Raw genomic sequence first — 21455 nt, 5'->3', positions numbered from 1 at the left:
TTCCTATACAATTGTGAAGCCTATATTTAATTAATTTGAGTAAACGCTTGGTTTTAATACGCCTACATAAGGAAGATTACGGTACTGCTCTTTATAATCTAATCCATATCCTACTACAAATTCATGTGGAACAGTAAATCCAACATAATCCGCTTTCAGATCAACCTTACGGCCTGTTGGCTTATCTAATAATGTAACAATTTTTACAGACTTCGCTTTACGATATTTGAATAAGTCTACTAAGTAGCTTAGTGTAAGACCACTATCAATAATATCTTCGACGATTAAAATATCGCGACCTTCTACAGAAGTATCAAGATCTTTTAAAATTTTCACTTCGCCTGTTGAAACTGTAGAGTGACCGTAACTAGATACAGCCATAAAATCCATTTCAAGATATGTATCTGTTCTCTTTAATAAATCTGCCATGAATGGCATTGCGCCTTTTAATACACCAATTGCAAGAGGTACTGTGTTTTTATAATCCTCTGCAACAATTGCACCTAGTTCGCGCACCTTTTCTTGTATTTGCCCTTCAGAAATTAATACTTTTTCGATATCTTGATTCATCATTTCATTATCCTCCCGGAAGACTCCTTGCTTTTGTAGTGAATAATCATATATTTATCCTTCTTTGCCATCTCTTTCGAAATTGCAAATGCAGATCGCTTCAACAAGGGTACCCAAATAATGGTCCCACTTGCATCACAAACGACCGGCCATTCTTCTCTTTTTTCTTTCGGTACTTTTGCTTCGATAAAAATAGCTTTTATCTTTTTCGTGCCATTCATACCTTGTATTGACATGCGATCTCCATTTTCCCTAGAACGAATACGAAGTGGATATGATATATCATTATACTTAGCAACAAATACTGTTTCATTCATGTTACTTGGTATATCTTCGCTCACCTCTGTTACAAATTCATCCCCGTTCAATAGCGTAATGGTCCCGGGTACTGATAAATCTTGTAAAAAAGGAGAAACAATTTCTTGTTTAAATCTAAAGCTACACTCCTCGTATGTACGAACAATTTTCAAATCACCTGGAAAATCAAGTGAACCTGAAGGTTGTGTCCGCTTAAAAAACTCAATCACCTTGTCAATATGTATGGAAGAAAGAGAAGATGGAATCTTATATTCATAAAGATAGTTTAATATTAGTTGAATCCCTCTTCTTTGTAAAGGCATAGACATGGATTCAAAGGCAGGAATTGATAAGCTAATTTGTTTATCACTTTTTTTTGTAATTACTTTATTCATTTTCTCAAAAGCTAATTCCTGCAAATAAGCCTCATCCTCTTGCATCTGCACGCTAAATTTTTGGAATTTCTCATGCACTTGTGGATTTTCTTCTTTCAAATGAGGAAGGACATATTTACGTAATCGATTCCTTGTATATACTTCCTTTTTATTACTCGGATCTATACGTGGCATTAAATTTAGCTTATTACAGTAATCAACAATTTCTTCCTTCGTTACCCCAAGTAACGGCCTAATTAAATACCCATTATGAAAAGGACGCTTCACTGCAATTCCTGCATATCCTTTCGGAGTACTCCCTCTTACAAGACGCATTAAAATTGTCTCGACTTGATCATCTCCATGATGTCCAAGAGCAACATATCTTGCATCATATTTCTTCATTATTCTTTCCAAAAATGCATATCTGCATTCTCTAGCAGCAACCTGTGCATTCATTCCGTATTGCTGTTGATATTGTGATACATTAATCCTTATCGTTTCACAAATAATTCCCAGTTCTTCACAAAGGCCCTGCACAAACCGTAAATCCTCATGAGATTCATCACCTCTAAACATATGATCCACATGAGCTACTACAATTTCCAACTGTTTTTCCGCTCTTTTTTCTAATAAATAATATAAAAGCGCTAACGAGTCAGGACCACCAGAAACTCCCACAACAATTGTTGAATCATTTTTTAATACATCATGCTGCTTTACAAAGTCATCTACTTTTTCAACAAATGTATCTTTCAACTTCGTAATCACCTTTCATTAAACAAGAACAGCAACGTTAGTTGCCTTGTCTACAATGGTACAACTTTTACAAACATTGTGCAAAAAAAAGATATACAAAAATTACATTTTTATCTTACATCCTCCGTGTATATTCACAAAATTAATAACATTACCTTTTTCCACAAAAAAAACCTAGGTATTCACCTAGGTTTTTAAAATCAAATTATAGATAAACATTCCACTTACATTTTACTGCGCCTGCATTCCTACAATCGGAATCGTAGCCCACTTCGGCATATTTTTCTTCACTTTTGCCACTACAATAGTCATATCATCATTTATATAACCATCACAAGAGCGAATCACTTCTTCCATAATGATATCAGCAATTTCTTGCGGGTCTTCGGTTTGCAATTCTTTAATTTTTCGTTTCATCCACAATTCATGATTCTCCACATGCTGCGCTCCCTCAAAAATCCCATCGCTCATCATAATAAGAATATCGCCCGTTTTTAATTGTTCACCCACCACATCAACTTCAACATCTTCAATGATTCCCATCGGCAAATTACTTGCTTCAATTTTCAAAATATTATTTGCGCGTTTAACAAAACTCGGCGTCGATCCAATCTTTAAAAACCTTGCACTCGCATCCCGCAAATCTACCATAGCTAAATCTAACGTCGTAAACATCTCTTCTGTCGTTCTCAAAGAAAGAATTGAATTGATAGACTTAATTGCTATTTCTTCATCAATGCCCGATTGGAGTATTTTTTGTAATAATTTCACCGTTTCCTTACTTTCCATATGAGCCCTTTGCCCATTCCCCATACCATCACTAATTGCAAGTGCATATTTACCAACACTTAAATCCATCATCGCATAAGAGTCACCCGAAACAAATCCACCGCCTTTTGCAGCTGTAGCCAATCCTGTATCAAGAGAATACGTCTTCGCCGAACCAAATGATATTAAACTATGGCCATTTGGATAAGAAGACTTTTCTTCATGTTTAACGACAATATTTTCTTTAAGGATATCCGAAAGCATCGGTGCAACTAACTTTTCACATTCACCATGTTCATTAGATGCAACTGGAATTAACATTTCAATATCAATACTTCCTCTATCTAAACAATAAATATCAACATGCTCTACTTCGACACCAAAATCACGGAATGCTTGCATAATCTGTTCTTCCTGCACTTGATGATTTTCACGCTCTCGTTGTATCTCCTTAGCAAAATCCTCCATAACCTTTGATACACCTAATAGTTGCTCCGCTACTATTCTACGATTTTCCTTCATTTGTTTTCGTAATTTTTGTCCCTCATAGAAGTGATCTAATTCACCCGCTACTAAATCCGTCACTTTTTTCCCTCTCACACAATGCTTGTCCCACTCACGAACTAATTTACGATTATGTTGCAGGGTTCCTTCTTCCGTTTCATTCATTATTTGTTTCATATAATCGTACGTTTTATCAAAATTCACTACCCAGCATTGATCCTTTTTAAAGCATGTTTGACATGTTTTCGCAGTAATTGTACTCAAAAACAAATCTGCTTCTGTCTCTTTATCTTCTTCCTCTACATACCCATATACAGAAAAGCTATTAGATAAAGCAGCAAATACATTTGCAAATTGGTTGATTTTATTTGCTGTAACATCACGCATCCTTCTTAAATATTGTTGTTGGTCTTGCGAATGCTCTTGTGTACCTGGCATAAATTTAGCAATACGATCCAAAACAAGCTTCGGTGTTAATAAGAAGATAACAATCGCTACACCTGACTCAATTAAAGTTGTTACAATATTTGTCTGTTTGTCCACATATAATGTAATTAAGCTTGTCCCAATTAATAAACCTAAACTAACACCTAAACGCTTCCCTTCTTTTAACAATCCACCAAGCAATCCAGAGAAAGCAAGAAGGCTAAGCTGAGACAAGCTAGACACATTTGCTAAACTTAATATTAGTCCTGTTACAACCCCTACTGTGGATCCTGTGGCAGCACCTGCAATAAATGCAAATACTAGCACTAAATACCTTGTAAAAATATGTTGAATAGAAGCATCATATACAAACCAATCTGTTGTACCCGTTAAAACAGATGCTAGTAATATAATCAAACAAACAATTTCTTCCGTCTCTAATGCCTGTTGTTTTCCTTTCCTTTCCACTAAAAGCGGGACGCTTTGTAAAAATATCATAGTTAATACGAAACTAAGCCCAGCCTCAATGGTACTAACGAGTAAATCGTACATGGTGACAGTTTGTTGCGCAAAATATACAACAACTAAGTGTGCGGTTAATGCGGAGATAAATACTTGAAATGGAACAAGTCCAACAGTTTTACGTGTAAATCGACTAAAGAAGATATTATAAATGAAGAAGGTAAAGATAGATGCAAAGGTAAAAAACAAATTATCTATCGATACCGAAAGAGCTCCTCCCATTAGAGCTAAAAATGCTAGCGGCATCTTATCCCGCTTCATAACATAAACAGCAGCAAAAAATGGCAGTGCAAACGGTAAAATATTTGTTAATATATATGCTCGTCCCAAAAGAAAACCAATAACAACAATAATAAATCCCCATCTAAAGAAAACTTGCTCAAATTTCATTCGCAACTTACTCGTCCACTTTATTCCTCCAAGCTGACTCTCATTCATTGCCAATGCACTTGTATTCATAGTATTCCTTCCTGCTTTAGGCATATTTTTAACACCACCTGCATAGTTTAATTACTGTCATTATAAAAGATGATTGTTGGTTTTTTTGTCAAAACAACAGTTTTCACTTTTATAATCGTTCGACTTTTTATTCGAAATAACTCTACAGATATACACGGTATGTAAGTTATTTTTGAGATTTTAATTAAATATTCAGAAAATATAGGGTGATTTTGTAGAAGTGTTGTATATCTTAATTTATTTAACAAAAAAAGATCATGCAAATTTGCATGATCTTTTTAGATGACCCGTACGGGATTCGAACCCGTGTTACCGCCGTGAAAGGGCGGTGTCTTAACCACTTGACCAACGGGCCGTTAAATTAAATATAGCGGCGGAGGGGATCGAACCCCCGACCTCACGGGTATGAACCGTACGCTCTAGCCAGCTGAGCTACACCGCCATGTCGTCTTATTTAACGGACAATTAGTATCTTACATCAGATACTAATTAAAGTCAACACATCTCAAAAACTTTTTTAAAAATATTTTTAACATATAAAAAAGCACCCTGAGCCATCACTCTGGGTACCTCTCTATATGTTAAAAACTAAACGTCCTTATTATCCGCGACGCGCGCCACGGCCACCACGTTTAGACTCTGTGTTACGCTTTAAAGAAGTTAAACGATCTTCGCTATCTTTTAAGAAGCGTGCCATCTTTTGCTCAAATGTTTCTTTCGGAGCTCGGTCGTTACCACCACCGCGATTATCTCTGTTGAAAGAGCGATTATTACGTTGTGGACGTCCAGAACGTTGTTGATCACCACCGCGTTGGTATTCACCGCGTGGACGATCTCCTTCTGTTTTTTCACGTTCTTTCGCTTTTTTGATAGATAAACCAATCTTTCCATCTTTTTCAACATTAATAACTTTTACTTCTACTTGGTCGCCCACTTTTAAGTGATCGTTAATATCTTTTACATAGTTATCAGCAACTTCACTAATATGAACAAGACCCGTTAAGCCCTCTGGCAGCTCCACAAAAGCCCCAAAATTTGTAATACCTGTTACTTTACCCTGTAACTTGCTGCCTACCTCGATTGACATAAAAAAAATGCTCCTCCTTAGTGGTTAAAAAGTCAAATTTTACTTTATTATATATAATCCTAAAATATAGTGTCAATAAGACATACTCTACTTAGAAACAGGAAAAATTATCTCCCCTTTACCAGAGAAGAAATAATCCCTTCTAGCAATCTTTAATACGTACTCTTCATCATTTAACTTTTGAACTTCGTCTTTTAGACTTTTTTCTTTATTCGTTAATGAATCCAGTTCTTTTTTCATGTCCTTAACTTTTGCTTCTTTTGCTTTAATGGAACTGTTTTGTTGATAAAACGTTACACTAATACTCGCAATAATTGTAAAAGTAAAGACAAGAAAAACCGCTAAACGGCGATAAAGTCGCTTCCTGTTCTCATCCGTTTGTATTATATGCTCTTTAACAGGATTTGGACTCTGTTTTTCGATTGTTCTTTGTCTCAGTTCCCTCATTTCCGAGGTCCCCCTAACTTCTTTTTTATATGCTCCCATAGTTGGAAGATATGTCCCTTCAATTTTGCTATATATTGCAGGAACCCTATATGTTTCACTATAAAAAGTTTAACACGATTAGGGAGAAGTTTCCATATGAGCGAAGCAATAAATCGAACAGGCCAGAAAAAAACTTTCCATATGAAAAGTAATATCCAAATCACCATTTTCCATAACACATGTCCAATTGAAAGCAGTATACGAAATAAGAATAATATAAATGCAATAAATAGCTGCGCTATAATAATAACAGGTTTTATCATGAGTAGCTGTATAATTCGAACAAAAAAATATGTTGTTTGCATAAAAATATAGATGAGAAAATTTAACAGCTTCATGTATAGTGCCTTCAGTAAGCTTTGATATGCCGCAAAACCACATAATAATGCCAAAAACACATATATACGTAGCTCAGCTTCATTTACGAGAAGCAATACATAAAAGACGGATAATGCTTGGACAATCCAAAATAATATATCATGTATAAATACAAGCCAACGTTTACGTTCTTGGCGCTTTAAAAAACGTTGATATGTATCTAAAGACGCTCCAATCCAAGCACCCATTCCAATCATTGAAAGCATTGTATACAACTGAATTGTTAAGCTCATTTAAACAACTTACTAAAGAAACCTTTAGTTTTTTCCCCTTGATTTTCATCAATATACAGCATCTCATTAACTTTCCCTTTAATCGACACAATACCTTTTTCCACATCTAAATTTTTCATTTGTAAATTTTGACCACGAATTGTTAAAAAACCCATTACGGTCTCTAGTAAAAACTCTTCGCTATCAAAACTCTCTACCTGCTTCACACCGGTAATATCAATTATACGCCTGCCACGCATAATAATGTCATGCTCTACAGAAACATTTTGTTGATTAGAAGACGTAGGTGAGTAACCATTATTCACGTAAATCCCCCCATAGGTTTTTACTAGCTAATAGTAATGTATGAGGGGATAAATGATTTTAGAACAAGCCTTCTTCCGCTTTTACTTTTTCTTCACGAACTAAGCTATACATATTTGCTGCATCTTCTTTTTTAGTTGTTTCTTTTAATTCATTTATTTTCACAGTCACTATTTTTTGACCAAAACGAATTGTTAATTCGTCAGCTACTTTCACATCAGAACTTGCTTTTGCCACTTGACCATTAATAGATATTCTTCCTTGATCAGCTACTTCTTTCGCTAATGTTCTTCTTTTAATTAAACGTGATACTTTTAAAAACTTATCTAGACGCATATCAAATCCCCCTATTAACGCTCTGTCTGTTTCGCTTCTTCCCATAAAACATCTAACTGTTCTAATGATAAATCTTTCATCTCTTTATTCATTTCAGCTACTTTTGCCTCCATGTATAAAAAACGACCAGTAAATTTCTCATTAGTTGAACGTAACGCCTCTTCTGGATCTATTTTGTAATGACGAGCTATATTAACAAATGCAAATAGTAAATCACCAAACTCACCCAGCATCTTTTTCTCATCCATATTTGTAACCTCTTGTTGGAACTCTTGCCATTCTTCCAAAGCTTTCTCTATCATCGGTTGCACATCAACCCAATCAAATCCAACCTTACCAGCTTTCTTCTGAATTTCATAGGCGCGTAGTAACTGCGGCAAACTTTTGGGAACGCCATTTAAAACAGATTCTTTCACGAATCCTTTTTCTTGTTTTTTAATTTCTTCCCAATTTGCAATCACTTCATCAGCGCTGTTTACATCCGTATTTCCAAACACATGCGGATGGCGACGAACCATTTTCTCAGATAGAGTTCGAATGATATCATCTATAGAGAACCAACCTTCATCTTCTCCGATTTGAGCATGAAGCATAACTTGTAATAATATATCACCTAATTCTTCTACTAAGTGATCATCATCCTCTTCATCGATTGCTTCCAACACTTCATAAGCTTCCTCAATTAAATATTTCTTTAATGATTGATGTGTTTGCTTTTTATCCCACGGACAACCATTTGGACCACGAAGTTCCGCAATAATTTCTCTAAGAACATCAAACTGTTGATACAAGGACGCACGCTCCTGAACTGGCGGCACGTACACACTCGTTAAATTATTCAATTCCGTTTCATGATCTAACATGTACAACGGTACCTTCTTTACTTGTTCAAATGAAGTTCCTGCAGCTGTTACGATATACACTTCATAATCATCTGGTAACATCTCCATTAATGTTAATTTCACATCAGATGCAACGAATGCATCATATACTTGGCAAAAGATTAAATGTTGACGCAGTTCTAATTGCCCTCTTTCAAATGATGTAGCATCAAGTAATTGGAATCCTTCAATCGGATCAATCTTTAGACTTGCAAACATAGGATCAAGGAAACTTTGTCCACCCTCAATTCGCACTTCAACATTTGAAACTTCTCCTTTTTCCAACAGTAGCTGAACTGTTCTTTCTGCTACAAGTGGATGCCCGGGAACAGCATAGATAATTTCTGTACCTTCAGCTTGTTCTAGCAATTTATTCGCAATTGTTTCATATACAATTTCAAACGTATCATGTGCTTCATATACAGCATCAAAAGACGTATATTGTACGCCTTCTTTCTCCAATTCTTCTATAACTGGATGTTCTTTCGTTCTAACAAACAGATGGTCTGCTTCTTTTATTTTTCGATATACACCCATCGTTAGCTGATCTAATTCACCAGCTCCTAAACCTAAAATAGTAATGATTCCACTCACAACCAGTCACCTCTATCCACTCTTCTTCAATGAACCTTCTTTTTTCTCTTGTTTCATAACGGTTCCTAATTCTTTTTTTGTAAATACACGTAATTTCAAAATAAAAAACATATATGTCAATCCGCCAATGGCTACACCTAACAACGCTTCAAGTGTCGCGCTTCCTCTATGTTCCGTATCAATTACTAATCCAGACATCTGTAACACACGTGTGAATATCATTAATACAAATCCCATACAGATACCACTAATTACTATCCCTAACATATTTCGCTTATTGATAAGTGACCCTGATACAGCTCTCGTAAGCAACAAAGTATTTAGTCCAGAGATTATAATTAACGCACATAAAGTCGCAAAGGCTGCACCTTTCACACCAAAATAAGGCATGAATATATAATTTAACGCTAACTTTAAGCAACCTCCAAATACAACAAATAATGCTGGCTTAAACGTTTGCCCCAATCCTTGTAAAATAGAAGCTGTCGTAATTGACAATGAACTAAATAAAATAGATAACGATAAAATAGATAAAACATCTGATCCATCACTGTTTTCAAACAACATAATATTCGTAGGTTGAATAATACAAGTTAGTCCAATAGCTGCTGCAAGTCCAATAACACATGTTATTTTCACTGCTAACTTTACCTTTTCTTGAATAAAGGAAAGATCTCCTCTTTCCTTCGCCGCTGTAATAATCGGAATAAGTGACAACGAGAAAGAAGTCGTCACAACAGTACCTAATTGCATTAGCGGAATACTTCTATCATAAACACCCTTTAATACCTTTGCATTTTCAGCCTGTTCTCCCGCACCAATAAGTAAGCTGTAAAAGGACACTGAATCAGCCATCTGTATAAAAATAAGCACTAAATTACTAACACAAATCGCTAACCCCTGCCAAAAAAGGATTTTAACTATTTTCCTTTTACCCTTAATTCTCGCTGCACTTTTGAAGAATATAGAACGAAAATCTTGACGCATATACAATATAAGTACAATAATTCCAATAAGACCACCCGCAATTGAGCCTAACATAGCCCCTGCACCAACTGTATATAAATCAAATCCGTGAGCAATTAGGAATAGCGATAAAAATACAATAATAGAAACTCGAATTGTTTGTTCTATTACTTGCGAAACAGCCGTTGGCATCATATTATTAAATCCTTGAAAATACCCTCTTGCTACAGACAAAAATGGCATCAATAAGAATGAAAATGAAATAACACGTAGTAACTTATCTAAGTGTATATCGCCCATAGCTACCGCAATTGTTTCGGCCCCAAAAAACAATGTAAAGAAGCCTATAAAACCAATTCCTAATAAGAACCAAAAAGATACACAAATAATTTCTTCTGCTTCTTTTTGTTTTCCCCGCTCTAATCGTTCTGCAACCATTTTCGAAATGATAACAGGAAATCCATAAGTAGCTAAAATTAAACAAAATCCATAAAACGGGTAAATTTGTTGGTAAATATAAAACCCAATATCCCCCGCTATATTTTGATATGGAATACGGTAAAAAGCGCTTAATACTTTTGTAACGAAACTTGCAATCGTTAATATAATAGCCCCACGCCAAAAGGCTTGATACTTCTTCGCTTCCATACAAGAAAACTCCTTTTTCTATTCTCACCTCTCGTATTATATCATAAAGAAAAGAACAAACTCCCTTCCCAACACGGGTAATAATGAGTTCCTACACGTTAAAAATATTCAACGAAAAAAGGTAGCAAAGTGCTACCTTCATTCAATATACATATATCTCCAAATAATTGATTTCTCAAAAAGAAAGATCATAATTAGGAAAGATTGCTACTTCTAAAATCAATATACCCTTACTGTTCCATTTGTTTCGCTAAGAAACTGGCAGCAGTATTAACCGCTTTATGCTCGATCTCGCTTATAATAGCTTCTTTTGAAAAAATAATGACGGCTCCAATCGGATCTCCGTTTGCAACAATTGGTCCAACTGTATAAGAATGAACCTTTTCTGTTACACCATCAATAATGGAAATATCACTTTCATCCGTCATAATAACAGACTTTCGTTCTTCCATCGTTTTTTCAATTAAATCGCCAACACTTTTATTTAAGTATTCTTTTTTCGATACGCCTGATACTGCGATGATAGAATCTCGATCACACACAAGCACATTATGTCCTAAGCTGTCATATAAAGCATCAGCATATTCTTTTGCAAAATCACCTAGCTCACTAATTGGAGAATACTTCTTTAAAATTACCTCTCCATCGCGATCAACAAATATTTCTAGTGGGTCTCCTTCTCGAATACGTAAAGTTCTACGAATTTCCTTCGGGATTACGACCCTGCCTAAATCATCAATTCGACGTACGATTCCAGTTGCTTTCATTCTAATGCTGCCTCACTTTCTACTGATGATCAAAGTGGTGAATTTACCTGTTCATGTAAAAATCACCAACTGTTAGATATAGTATTTTACACATTAGTTCTTCTATGCACGTCGAATTGTATTTTTTTATCTTATTTTAGGCATTTATTACTTCTTTTTTTACATCTGGTAAGCCTTTTAATAAATTTTCAGCAATCGTTAACCACTTCGATGTCTCTAAGCCATTTGTTTTCATAACAATTTTCAATTGTGATCCTTCCATTCCTAAACCAATCATACGTCCAAAACTATTTCCGAGCATGAATAATTTTCCACCATCAATATTTTGACTTGCTTGTTCAGAAAACAGGAATGTTACTTCAAATTTATTCTGCTTAATTAATTCAATTTGTTCTTTCATTGCCAACACTTTAATATTTGCAATTTGTAATAAATAACCAACTTCTTGTGGATAATCGCCAAATCTATCGATCATTTCTTCCTGCAATTCTTCAATATCCTCAATTGCAGAAACACCTCTAAATTGTTTATACATCATAATTTTTTGCTTACTATCTGAAATATAAGCATCTGGTAAGTATGCATCTACCTCTAAGTCAATTTCAACATTAACTATATTTTCAGCCCCATCTGTTCCTCTACGCTGTTCAATTGCATCTTTTAACATTTGAGAATATAGATCAAATCCGACAGAATCAATAAATCCATGCTGTTCTGCCCCTAACAAATTACCTGCTCCACGAATAGATAAATCTCTCATCGCAATTTTGAAACCAGATCCAAGTTCCGTGAACTCTTTAATTGCTTGTAGACGCTTCTCTGCAACCTCTGACAGCACTTTGTCACGTTTATATGCAAAGTATGCATATGCAACACGATTAGAACGTCCAACACGCCCACGAAGCTGATACAATTGTGATAATCCCATACGATCTGCATCAAATACAATTAACGTATTTACATTCGGAATATCTACACCCGTCTCAATAATTGTTGTACTTACAAGAACATCATGCTGTCCTTCTAAAAATGATAGCATAACAGACTCTAATTCGCTTTCGTTCATTTTCCCATGTGCGTACGTTACGCGGGCATCTGGAACTAACATCGAAATTTCATCTGCTTTTCTTTCAATATCCTCTACACGGTTATATAGGAAGTAAACTTGACCACCTCTTGCAAGCTCTCGCTCTATCGCCTCTCGCATTAACGCTGGATTATACTCGACTACATACGTTTGGACTGGGAAACGATTTTCTGGTGGTGTCTCAATAACAGATAAGTCGCGCACACCAAGCATAGACATATGAAGCGTCCGCGGAATCGGAGTTGCCGTTAATGTTAATACGTCAACATTCGCCTTCAATTGTTTAATTTTTTCTTTATGTGTCACACCAAATCTTTGTTCTTCATCAATAATAAGAAGCCCTAAATCTTTATAAGTAACATCTTTAGATAAAATACGATGTGTTCCGATTACAATATCTACTGTTCCATCCTTTAAGCCCTTAATTGTTTCATTTTGTTGTTTCCTCGTACGGAATCTACTTAATAAGCCTATATTGATTGGATAATCTTGAAAACGCTCTCGAATTGTTTCATAGTGTTGCTGCGCAAGAATCGTTGTCGGTACTAAAATTGCAACTTGTTTTTCATCCATAATCGCTTTAAATGCCGCACGAATAGCCACTTCAGTCTTTCCATACCCTACATCACCACAAAGGAGCCTATCCATCGGGCGTCCGCGTTCCATATCTTTTTTAATCTCGTCAATAGAACGTAACTGATCCTCTGTCTCTTGGTATGGGAAAGATGATTCGAACTCTTGTTGTTCTGCCGTATCTGGCGTATATGCATAGCCTTTTGAAGCTTCGCGCTCAGCATATAGTTTAATTAGGTCATCCGCAATGTCTTGTACAGATTTTTCAACTTTCGTTTTAACCTTTTTCCAATCATTCCCACCTAATTTGTAAACTTTCGGATCCTTACCTTCAGATCCTACATATTTTTGAACTTGATCAATTTGTTCAATTGGAACGTATAGCTTATCATTACCTTGATATTTAATATTTAAATAATCTTTATGAACACCATTAATCTCTAATGTCTCAATACCTAAAAATTTACCTATACCATGATTTACATGAACTACATAATCTCCAACTTTTAATTCCGAATAACTTTTAATGCGTTCAGCATTCGATAGCTTTTGTTTACGTTGTGATTTTTTAACTTTCTTATGAAAAAGCTCCTTTTCAGTAATGACAACAAGCTTTTGCATCGGCATTTCAAATCCTGCATGTAAATCACCTACAGCAATTTGTAACCTTCCAGGCAATAAAATATCTGTACCTTCTACAATATCTGCCTCAATATCATAATCACTTAAAATATGTTGTAATTTTTTCACACGTTCATCATCTGTTCCGAGTACAACAGTCGTAAAATGCCCTTCATTCCATCTATCAATTTCTGTTTTTAACAAATTCATCTGTCCATGGAAATCTTGCATTGTTTTACATGTTACATTAACAATATTTTGCGGATGTGTGTGTGCGATATGACGCAAGAATAACGTTAAATATACAAAACTTCTTTTTTTATGATGAAGAAACCCCTCGAATGGGTGAGAGAAAGATAAATCTTGAATAATTGTTCCTTCACCAAGAAGTGATATATACCATTCCGCCTCTTCTGTTTCAAGATGTGATGCTGTTTCTTGAATACGGGAAATCTCATCTAAAATTACAACACCATCTTCTGGTAAATAATCTATCAGACTAGCAGGTTCTTTATAGAAAATAGATAAGTATTTAAACATCTGTTCTATACTTTGCCCGTTTTTCAACATCTCAATTTCATGACTTACCGTCTCAAGCACTTTAGTCTTTAGTTTATCATCAGAAAGTTTTTGCATCGTCTTAGTCAAGCCTTCTTCAAGATGCTGAATTCCTGATTTTAATTCTTCCTGTGAAAATAAAAACTCTGTTGCCGGACCAAACCTAACGTTTTCTTTTTTACCTTGAGAACGCTGTTCATCCACATCAAATAATCGAATAGAATCGACTTCTGTATCAAAGAATTCAATACGAAATGGTAGTTCTTCAGTTAAAGGATAAATATCTAATATTCCCCCACGCAAACTGAACTCCCCTGGAGCTTCTACCATCGACTTACGTTCATAGCCAATATGATGTAAAGTATGCAAGAGCGCATCTAAATCAATCTCTTGCCCTAGATTGATTTCAACTTGCTTTTGCTTCCACAATTCTTTTATTGGTAAAAATCTACGCAATCCTGCCACTGGCGCTACAATGATTCCATTCTCTCCCGCAGCCAAGCGATTTAACACTTCTATACGTTGCGCCTTCAATTCTGGACTTGCAACTCCAATTTCCGATGCTATCAGTTCATTCACTGGATATAACCACACATCTTTTTCACCAAGTAACGCCACTAAATCTTCATGTACTTTTTGTGCTTGGTATAAGTTATGTGTCACGATTAATTGTGATTTTTTTGTTTTTTTATATAAAGCCGCCATTAATAATGAACGAGAAGACGTTGCCATCCCTGATATAAGTTGTTCTTTTAACCCATCTTCTAACCCATTAATAACCGATTGTATCTCTTCATTTTTATAAAATTGCTCTAATAAACCTATCATTTTTAAAACTCCTCTCAACATAAAGAGCAAGTCATTCTATTTTATGCAAATATTTTGGAAAAGGAAAACAGAAAAATGCTTTGGACATGCCAAAGCGACAACATTTTATTGCAGAAATTTTTCATACTCATAATACTCAGGATAAGATGCGAGCGTTTCTTGACACGATTCACAAATCGTTTTTATATATATATTTCCATTCTCATGAAAATGAATCATTTCTACTACTTCTTGCTCCGTTAGTTGAAATAAAACGTCGCTATATACTTTTTCTGCGTTAATGGAGCCTACATTACCTCCGCAGTGTCTGCAATAATAATACCCTTCCATACTAGCCTCCTAAAAATTCAATTACTACTAGTATGGGTAAAACAAAAGAGAAATATTCCCAATCTCATTTTTAACTATTGAAAGTATTCATGATTTGAAGAAAAGGCTTATTTAGCCACTCTTCACATGCATCCGCTGCTTTTTCAATAGAATGGTTAACATCCGGAATCTCTTCAGATGTAAAGCGTCCTAATACATAATCGACTACCTTCATTCCATTTTTCGGGCGATCAATTCCCATACGGATACGTTGAAATTCTTGTGTTCCTAAGTGCGAAATCGTTGACTTTACACCATTATGTCCACCAGCACTACCTTTCATGCGAAGACGCAATTTACCTACAGGAATGTCTAAATCGTCGTACATAACAACGAAGTCCTCAACATCAATTTTATAATAATCCATAAGTGGACGAATACTTTCCCCAGATAAATTCATGTATGTTAGCGGCTTTAATAAGATTACCTTTTCTCCATTAACAAACCCTGCACCAAATACACCTTTAAATTTTTGTTCATTCAAAGAAATGTTCCAACGCTTCGCAAGTTCATCAATGGCCATAAATCCAATATTATGCCTTGTTAATTCATATTCTCTACCTGGGTTCCCAAGTCCTACTATCAATTTCATTCTTGTACCACTACTTTCTTTTTTCGATACGAAAAGACGTAACCAATTTTGGTTACGTCTCATTCTATCCAATTAATTGAATAATACACTCACAGATTCTTCTTCGTATACACGAATGATTGCTTCTCCGATTAATGGAGCAACTGAAAGTTCATGTACTTTGTCGATTTTCTTCTCTTCTGGTAATACGATAGAGTTCGTTACAACTAACTCTTTAATGTTTGAATTTTGAATACGCTCAATTGCTGGACCAGATAATACTGGGTGTGTACAGCAAGCATATACTTCAGAAGCACCGTTCTCAACAAGAGCGTTTGCTGCTAATGTAATTGTACCAGCTGTATCAATGATGTCATCAATTAAAATCGCTGTTTTGCCTTCAATATTACCGATAATGTTCATTACCTCTGAAACGTTCGGGCGAGGACGACGCTTATCAATAATAGCGATTGGCGCTTTTAGACGATCTGCCATTTTTCTCGCACGAGTTACACCACCATGATCAGGAGACACGATTACGATATCTTTAAGACCTTTTGTTTCAAAGTAATCAGAAAGAATCGGTACACCCATTAAGTGGTCGATTGGGATATCAAAGAACCCTTGAATTTGTGGAGCATGTAAATCTAGAGTGATTACACGAGTTGCACCTGCTGTTTCAAGCAAGTTTGCTACAAGTTTCGATGTAATTGGTTCACGAGAACGCGCTTTACGGTCTTGACGCGCATAACCATAGTAAGGAATAACAATATTAATTGTTTTCGCAGATGCACGTTTTAATGCATCGATCATAATAAGTAATTCCATGATATGTTCGTTTACTGGGAAGCTTGTAGATTGAATAATGAATACATCGCAACCACGGATACTTTCTTCAATGTTAATTTGAACTTCTCCATCACTAAAACGATCAACAGAACATTTTCCTAGTCCTACTCCAATATGCTTTGCAATCTGCTCAGCAAGTTCCTTATTAGAGTTTAAAGAGAATACTTTCAAATTAGAATTTAGATATTGAGTCGACATCTAGATTAACCCTCCACATTATTATGATTTTTTCTTATTCAGCAATTGATCAACATAGTCTTCTTTGTTAACTTGACGTGCACGTGCTACCGATAATGCTTTTGATGGAACATTCTCTGTAATTGTAGAGCCTGCCGCCACATAAGCACCATCTTCAACTGTTACTGGAGCAACAAGGTTTGAATTACATCCAATAAATACCCCATTACCAATCACAGTTTTGAATTTATTCTTACCGTCATAGTTCACCGTAATTGAACCACAACCAAGATTCACGTCTTCTCCAACTTGTGCATCCCCGATATAACTCAAGTGTGAAGCTTTACTTCTATTACCAAAGACAGTTTTTTTGATTTCCACGAAGTTTCCAACGCGTACTTCGTCTCCAATAACTGAATCTGGGCGAATATGTGCAAATGGACCAACCGATACTTCTGTACCAAGCTTACTATCATGTACAGTAGATTGTCGAATTGTCGTACGATCTCCAATTTCACTATCGCGAATTACTGTATGCGGTCCAATTTCACAATCAGAACCAATTACAGTGTTCCCCTCAATAATTGTTCCTGGATGAAGAACTGTATCGCTACCGATAATTGCATCAGCAGAAATATAAGTGTTACTTGGATCAATAATTGTAACACCATTTACCATGTTCTTTCGGTTGATACGGTTTTTCATAATAATTTCCGCTTGCGATAGAGCGACTCTGTCGTTAACACCTAACGTTTCATCGAACTGCTCTGTTTGATAAGCTGATACGATATGACCTTCATTTTTTAAAATCTCAATAACATCTGGAAGGTAATATTCACCTTGCACGTTATCATTTGAAACTTTAGAAAGTGAAGCAAATAAAGCCTTATTATCAAAACAATACGTACCTGTATTGATTTCTTTAATAGCTAATTCTTTCTCATTTGCATCTTTATGCTCAACAATCTTTTCAACATGACCATTCTCATTACGAACAATACGGCCATATCCAGCAGGCTCTTCTATGTATGCTGTTAGCACCGTCGCCATTGCTCCTGCTTCTTTATGTTGCTGAAGTAATGCTTCCATTGTTTCAGCAGTTATTAGAGGCGTATCACCACAAATAACTAAAGTTGTTCCTTCTTCATTTGCAAGTACACTTGCAGCTTGATCTACAGCATGTGCTGTACCAAGTTGTTCTGCTTGTAATGCAAATTCACTTACGTTCCCTAGCTGTTCTTGTACCATTTCAGCACCATGTCCAACAACCGTTACAAGTTTCTGCAATCCTAATTGAGATACTTGATCGACTACGTGTTGTACCATAGGTTTTCCACATACAGGATGCAGCACTTTGTATAGCTTAGACTTCATACGTGTGCCTTTACCTGCAGCTAGAATCACTGCAAATCTGTTTGACATATAGACCCTCCATCGCAACCTATTTATCCATTAAAGATATTATCCTAAATCATCATATATTTCAAGAAACACATTTTAACTATTAAATTTTACCATAATTCTTATAAGATGTTTTACTCTTTAGTATCTTTTTTAAGAAATAAGCTATACTATTTAAAATGATTTTGAAAAAATTAGTAGTTTCTTCTTTTTATGTTAATAAATTATACAGTTTCCAAATATAAAGCAAAAAAAACAAACCCCTGTAAATGCTTACAGGAGTTTGCTACAAAATTATAAGGCTTTTTGTCAAAAGCCCTTTTCATTCGAATTTTACGAAGCACCTGCTTCTTCAAACTCAACCTCTTCTAACTCGCCTAAACGATGATACTCTGTTAAAACCGCATCTTGAATTTTAGAGCGTGTACCAGAATTAATTGGATGTGCAATGTCACGGAACTCTCCATCTGGAGTACGTTTACTTGGCATTGCTACAAATAATCCATTATTACCATCAATTACACGAATATCATGAACAACAAATTCATGGTCTAGAGTAATAGAGGCAATTGCTCTCATGCGGCCTTCTGTGTTTACGCGGCGTAATCTTACGTCAGTCACTTCCATCTTGTGTTCACCACCCTTTTCTAAATAAGCGATATATTTGTATAAATTCCACAAATTTTCTATTTTCCCTTTAATTTTTTAAAAATTTTTAAGATAAAAATTTTTAAAGTAGTTGAATATAGAGATTAGTGGAGGTTATCGCTTACAAAAGGTTACTTAACTAGGGCGATTACTTCAATTTCAACGGAAACATCTTTCGGTAATTTTGCTACTTGCACACAAGATCGAGCTGGTTTATGAGTAGAGAAATAAGAGCTATACACTTCATTCACAGCATTAAAATCATCCATGTCCTTTAAAAATACTGTTGTTTTTACGACTGTATCAAATGAAGCACCTGCTTCCTCTAATACCGCTTGTAAATTTTGAAATACCTGTTCTGTTTGTACTGTTACATCTCCTGTTACAAGCTCCCCATTTGCCATCAATGGAATTTGTCCTGAGCTATAGAACATGTTATTTACAATAATCCCCTGTGAATAAGGTCCAATTGCTTGTGGTGCCTTGCTTGTTTGAACAACTTTCATACTTTTCACCCTTTTATTATTTATTTTACTCTTTAAAAATAGTGTACGAAAGGCAGTTTGTCCATCTATTTTATAATCTATAAATAAAATAAAAAAGATAGAGCTATCTGCTCTATCTTTTATTCCGCCTCTACAAGCCCTTCATCAAATGGTGCAAGAGAATAATTCCCTTTTTCCACTTGAATCGTTTTTTCTTTCACATCAACTTCCGATAGACGAATTAATGATACAAAATTATTAATTAGTCGTTCTTCAATATCTGTGGATTCTACTAATACACCAATACCAACAACATTAGCCTTGAATTCTTCTAGCATACTCATCATACCTTGAATTGTTCCGCCAGCTTTCATGAAGTCATCAATAATTAAAACATTCGACCCTTCTGGAAGACTGCGTTTTGCTAACGTCATTGTTTGAATTCGTTTAGAAGAACCCGACACATAGTTAATACTAACAGTCGGACCTTCTGTTACCTTATTATCTTTCCTTGCAATTACAACTGGTACATCTAAGTAATTTGCCACTGCATAAGCAAGTGGAATCCCCTTCGTTGCCACCGTCATAACTGCATCAATTGGTTGCCTAGCAAAAACAGAAGCAAACAAACGACCTGCGCCATTAATATGGCGAGGATTACTCAATAAATCTGTCATGTATAAGTAACCGCCAGGCAAAATACGATCTGGGTTTTCAAATAAGCCACAAAGCTCATCAATAATTAGATCTGCCTCTTCTTCACTTATATACGGTATATATTTCACTCCTCCTGCTGCTCCTGGTATCGTTTGCAATGTGCCGACCCCTTGTTGTTCAAACGTTTGCTTAATAATAACTAAATCTTCACTAATGGAAGACTTAGCCGATTGATACCTTTCAGCAAAAAAAGTGAGAGATACTAGCTGACGAGGGTTTTGTAGCAAGTAATAAGTCATATCGACTAATCTTGTACTTCTTCTAATTTTCATACTCTCACCTCAAATCACGAATATTCTAAACAAATCATAACGTATTATACGTCTTTATTCAAGCGTTTCTCGCTCTCCTAATAAACGTACCGCATAGACTTGTTCACAAAATCCTTTTAATCCGTTATAAATGCGATGCATTCGTGAATCATGGTGTACAAGTCCAAATACAGTTGGACCACTTCCACTCATTAATACAGCATCCGCTCCAAATCGCTTCATCTGTGATTTAATACGGGCAACTTCAGGATGCATTCCAAATGTTACATCTTCTAAAACGTTACCAACAGTATCACAAATTCCTTTATAATCACCAGAATTTATGACATCAACCATTTTATCTACATTTGGATGTGTAACTCGATTTAACTTTAAATTTCCATACACATCAGCAGTAGATACACCTATATGTGGTTTCGCTAAAATAACCCAACAAGAAGGCGGAGTCTTTATATGCTCAATTTTCTCTCCTCTTCCAGTGGCAATTGCTGTGCCTCCGTATACACAGAACGATACATCTGATCCAATTTCTGCACCAAGCTCTGCTAACTCATCAATTGTAAGCCCTAAATTCCATAATTTATTAAGACCACGTAATGTCGCTGCTGCATCACTACTTCCACCTGCTAATCCAGCTGCTACTGGAATCGTTTTTTCAATAGTAATAGATACACCTTTTTTTACATTAAACTTCTCTTTTAATAATTTCGCTGCCTGATAAGCTAAATTTCGTTGGTCGTCTGGGACATACCGATTATGGGATAAAATTTCAATACGGTCTTCTGCTAATTCCGTTAGTTCTAGACGATCTGCTAAATCAATGGTTGTCATAATCATTTTCACTTCATGATATCCGTCTTGTCTTTTTCCCAGTACATCTAACGACAGATTAATCTTTGCTGGTGCTTTCACTAGTAGCTTCAATCTATTCACCCACTCTA

Annotated in this window: 20 protein-coding genes and 2 tRNA genes; all 22 read right to left on the bottom strand. The window is 35.5% G+C overall.

Going from position 1 to position 21455, the window contains the following annotated elements; all coding sequences use genetic code 11:
• Window positions 1-30: 30 nt before the first annotated feature.
• Window positions 31-573, bottom strand: coding sequence for a hypoxanthine phosphoribosyltransferase (gene hpt / locus D1166_RS26575; protein ID WP_097855945.1), 543 nt, complete (start codon window positions 571-573; stop codon window positions 31-33).
• On the bottom strand, window positions 570-2000 hold the full coding sequence (tilS, locus tag D1166_RS26570; RefSeq protein WP_000655458.1) for a tRNA lysidine(34) synthetase TilS: 1431 nt from the start codon (window positions 1998-2000) through the stop codon (window positions 570-572). Before tilS ends, hpt begins: the two co-directional genes overlap by 4 nt.
• A 231-nt stretch (window positions 2001-2231) precedes the next feature.
• The gene (gene spoIIE / locus D1166_RS26565) at window positions 2232-4703 is read right to left on the bottom strand and encodes a stage II sporulation protein E (protein WP_001123552.1); all 2472 of its coding nucleotides are present in this window, start codon (window positions 4701-4703) and stop codon (window positions 2232-2234) included.
• A gap of 259 nt (window positions 4704-4962) precedes the next feature.
• Window positions 4963-5034: transfer RNA gene (locus tag D1166_RS26560), tRNA-Glu, on the bottom strand.
• A gap of 13 nt (window positions 5035-5047) precedes the next feature.
• Window positions 5048-5121: transfer RNA gene (locus D1166_RS26555), tRNA-Met, on the bottom strand.
• Between the two features lie 159 nt (window positions 5122-5280).
• Entirely contained in the window at window positions 5281-5766 is a 486-nt protein-coding gene (locus D1166_RS26550) for a S1 domain-containing RNA-binding protein (RefSeq protein ID WP_000021451.1), read from the bottom strand.
• Window positions 5767-5853: 87 nt separating this feature from the next.
• Entirely contained in the window at window positions 5854-6213 is a 360-nt protein-coding gene (divIC, locus tag D1166_RS26545) for a cell division protein DivIC (protein ID WP_001208739.1), read from the bottom strand.
• Window positions 6210-6863 (bottom strand): spore cortex biosynthesis protein YabQ, encoded by a 654-nt coding sequence (yabQ, locus tag D1166_RS26540; protein ID WP_000059777.1) that lies wholly within the window; start codon window positions 6861-6863, stop codon window positions 6210-6212. The genes divIC and yabQ overlap by 4 nt, the downstream gene beginning before the upstream one ends.
• On the bottom strand, window positions 6860-7168 hold the full coding sequence (gene yabP / locus D1166_RS26535) for a sporulation protein YabP (RefSeq protein ID WP_001059104.1): 309 nt from the start codon (window positions 7166-7168) through the stop codon (window positions 6860-6862). Before yabP ends, yabQ begins: the two co-directional genes overlap by 4 nt.
• 58 nt (window positions 7169-7226) lie before the next feature.
• Window positions 7227-7502 (bottom strand): RNA-binding S4 domain-containing protein, encoded by a 276-nt coding sequence (locus D1166_RS26530; RefSeq protein ID WP_001234876.1) that lies wholly within the window; start codon window positions 7500-7502, stop codon window positions 7227-7229.
• 14 nt (window positions 7503-7516) lie between these two features.
• On the bottom strand, window positions 7517-8977 hold the full coding sequence (gene yabN / locus D1166_RS26525) for a bifunctional methyltransferase/pyrophosphohydrolase YabN (protein ID WP_000014241.1): 1461 nt from the start codon (window positions 8975-8977) through the stop codon (window positions 7517-7519).
• Between the two features lie 12 nt (window positions 8978-8989).
• Entirely contained in the window at window positions 8990-10591 is a 1602-nt protein-coding gene (locus D1166_RS26520) for a putative polysaccharide biosynthesis protein (RefSeq protein WP_000387588.1), read from the bottom strand.
• A gap of 230 nt (window positions 10592-10821) precedes the next feature.
• Window positions 10822-11358, bottom strand: a complete 537-nt coding sequence (gene spoVT, locus D1166_RS26515) for a stage V sporulation protein T (protein ID WP_000648302.1) — start codon at window positions 11356-11358, stop codon at window positions 10822-10824.
• A gap of 136 nt (window positions 11359-11494) precedes the next feature.
• Entirely contained in the window at window positions 11495-15025 is a 3531-nt protein-coding gene (gene mfd / locus D1166_RS26510) for a transcription-repair coupling factor (RefSeq protein ID WP_000579678.1), read from the bottom strand.
• 105 nt (window positions 15026-15130) lie between these two features.
• On the bottom strand, window positions 15131-15355 hold the full coding sequence (locus D1166_RS26505; RefSeq protein ID WP_000399438.1) for an anti-sigma-F factor Fin family protein: 225 nt from the start codon (window positions 15353-15355) through the stop codon (window positions 15131-15133).
• A gap of 70 nt (window positions 15356-15425) precedes the next feature.
• Window positions 15426-15986, bottom strand: a complete 561-nt coding sequence (gene pth, locus D1166_RS26500; RefSeq protein ID WP_000767702.1) for an aminoacyl-tRNA hydrolase — start codon at window positions 15984-15986, stop codon at window positions 15426-15428.
• Between the two features lie 72 nt (window positions 15987-16058).
• A complete protein-coding gene (locus D1166_RS26495) occupies window positions 16059-17012 on the bottom strand; it encodes a ribose-phosphate diphosphokinase (RefSeq protein ID WP_000107420.1) in 954 nt (317 codons plus the stop codon).
• A 21-nt stretch (window positions 17013-17033) separates the two neighbouring features.
• On the bottom strand, window positions 17034-18413 hold the full coding sequence (gene glmU / locus D1166_RS26490; RefSeq protein ID WP_000071039.1) for a bifunctional UDP-N-acetylglucosamine diphosphorylase/glucosamine-1-phosphate N-acetyltransferase GlmU: 1380 nt from the start codon (window positions 18411-18413) through the stop codon (window positions 17034-17036).
• Window positions 18414-18725: 312 nt separating this feature from the next.
• A complete protein-coding gene (gene spoVG, locus D1166_RS26485; protein WP_000454041.1) occupies window positions 18726-19019 on the bottom strand; it encodes a septation regulator SpoVG in 294 nt (97 codons plus the stop codon).
• Between the two features lie 152 nt (window positions 19020-19171).
• Window positions 19172-19546 carry a RidA family protein gene (locus D1166_RS26480; RefSeq protein WP_000869811.1) on the bottom strand — a complete coding sequence of 125 codons (375 nt, stop codon included), beginning with the start codon at window positions 19544-19546 and terminating at the stop codon, window positions 19172-19174.
• Between the two features lie 119 nt (window positions 19547-19665).
• Window positions 19666-20514 (bottom strand): pur operon repressor, encoded by an 849-nt coding sequence (purR, locus tag D1166_RS26475; RefSeq protein ID WP_000702466.1) that lies wholly within the window; start codon window positions 20512-20514, stop codon window positions 19666-19668.
• A gap of 54 nt (window positions 20515-20568) precedes the next feature.
• Entirely contained in the window at window positions 20569-21438 is an 870-nt protein-coding gene (ispE, locus tag D1166_RS26470) for a 4-(cytidine 5'-diphospho)-2-C-methyl-D-erythritol kinase (RefSeq protein ID WP_000772104.1), read from the bottom strand.
• Between the last annotated feature and the right edge of the window lie 17 nt (window positions 21439-21455).

Origin of the sequence: Bacillus sp. ISO11 (genome assembly GCF_003458115.1) — a bacterium.
In the GTDB taxonomy this organism is placed as follows: Bacteria; Bacillota; Bacilli; order Bacillales; family Bacillaceae_G; genus Bacillus_A; species Bacillus_A cereus.
This window is presented reverse-complemented; position numbering and strand designations above follow the sequence as displayed.

Bases quoted from the DNA above. Each gene is read 5' to 3' on its own strand.
- hpt (WP_097855945.1), bottom strand. From the start codon at position 573: ATGATGAATCAAGATATCGAAAAAGTATTAATTTCTGAAGGGCAAATA.
- spoIIE (WP_001123552.1), bottom strand. From the start codon at position 4,703: ATGCCTAAAGCAGGAAGGAATACTATGAATACAAGTGCATTGGCAATG.
- D1166_RS26550 (WP_000021451.1), bottom strand. From the start codon at position 5,766: ATGTCAATCGAGGTAGGCAGCAAGTTACAGGGTAAAGTAACAGGTATT.
- divIC (WP_001208739.1), bottom strand. From the start codon at position 6,213: ATGAGGGAACTGAGACAAAGAACAATCGAAAAACAGAGTCCAAATCCT.
- yabQ (WP_000059777.1), bottom strand. From the start codon at position 6,863: ATGAGCTTAACAATTCAGTTGTATACAATGCTTTCAATGATTGGAATG.
- D1166_RS26530 (WP_001234876.1), bottom strand. From the start codon at position 7,502: ATGCGTCTAGATAAGTTTTTAAAAGTATCACGTTTAATTAAAAGAAGA.
- D1166_RS26520 (WP_000387588.1), bottom strand. From the start codon at position 10,591: ATGGAAGCGAAGAAGTATCAAGCCTTTTGGCGTGGGGCTATTATATTA.
- spoVT (WP_000648302.1), bottom strand. From the start codon at position 11,358: ATGAAAGCAACTGGAATCGTACGTCGAATTGATGATTTAGGCAGGGTC.
- mfd (WP_000579678.1), bottom strand. From the start codon at position 15,025: ATGATAGGTTTATTAGAGCAATTTTATAAAAATGAAGAGATACAATCG.
- D1166_RS26505 (WP_000399438.1), bottom strand. From the start codon at position 15,355: ATGGAAGGGTATTATTATTGCAGACACTGCGGAGGTAATGTAGGCTCC.
- pth (WP_000767702.1), bottom strand. From the start codon at position 15,986: ATGAAATTGATAGTAGGACTTGGGAACCCAGGTAGAGAATATGAATTA.
- D1166_RS26495 (WP_000107420.1), bottom strand. From the start codon at position 17,012: ATGTCGACTCAATATCTAAATTCTAATTTGAAAGTATTCTCTTTAAAC.
- glmU (WP_000071039.1), bottom strand. From the start codon at position 18,413: ATGTCAAACAGATTTGCAGTGATTCTAGCTGCAGGTAAAGGCACACGT.
- spoVG (WP_000454041.1), bottom strand. From the start codon at position 19,019: ATGGAAGTGACTGACGTAAGATTACGCCGCGTAAACACAGAAGGCCGC.
- D1166_RS26480 (WP_000869811.1), bottom strand. From the start codon at position 19,546: ATGAAAGTTGTTCAAACAAGCAAGGCACCACAAGCAATTGGACCTTAT.
- purR (WP_000702466.1), bottom strand. From the start codon at position 20,514: ATGAAAATTAGAAGAAGTACAAGATTAGTCGATATGACTTATTACTTG.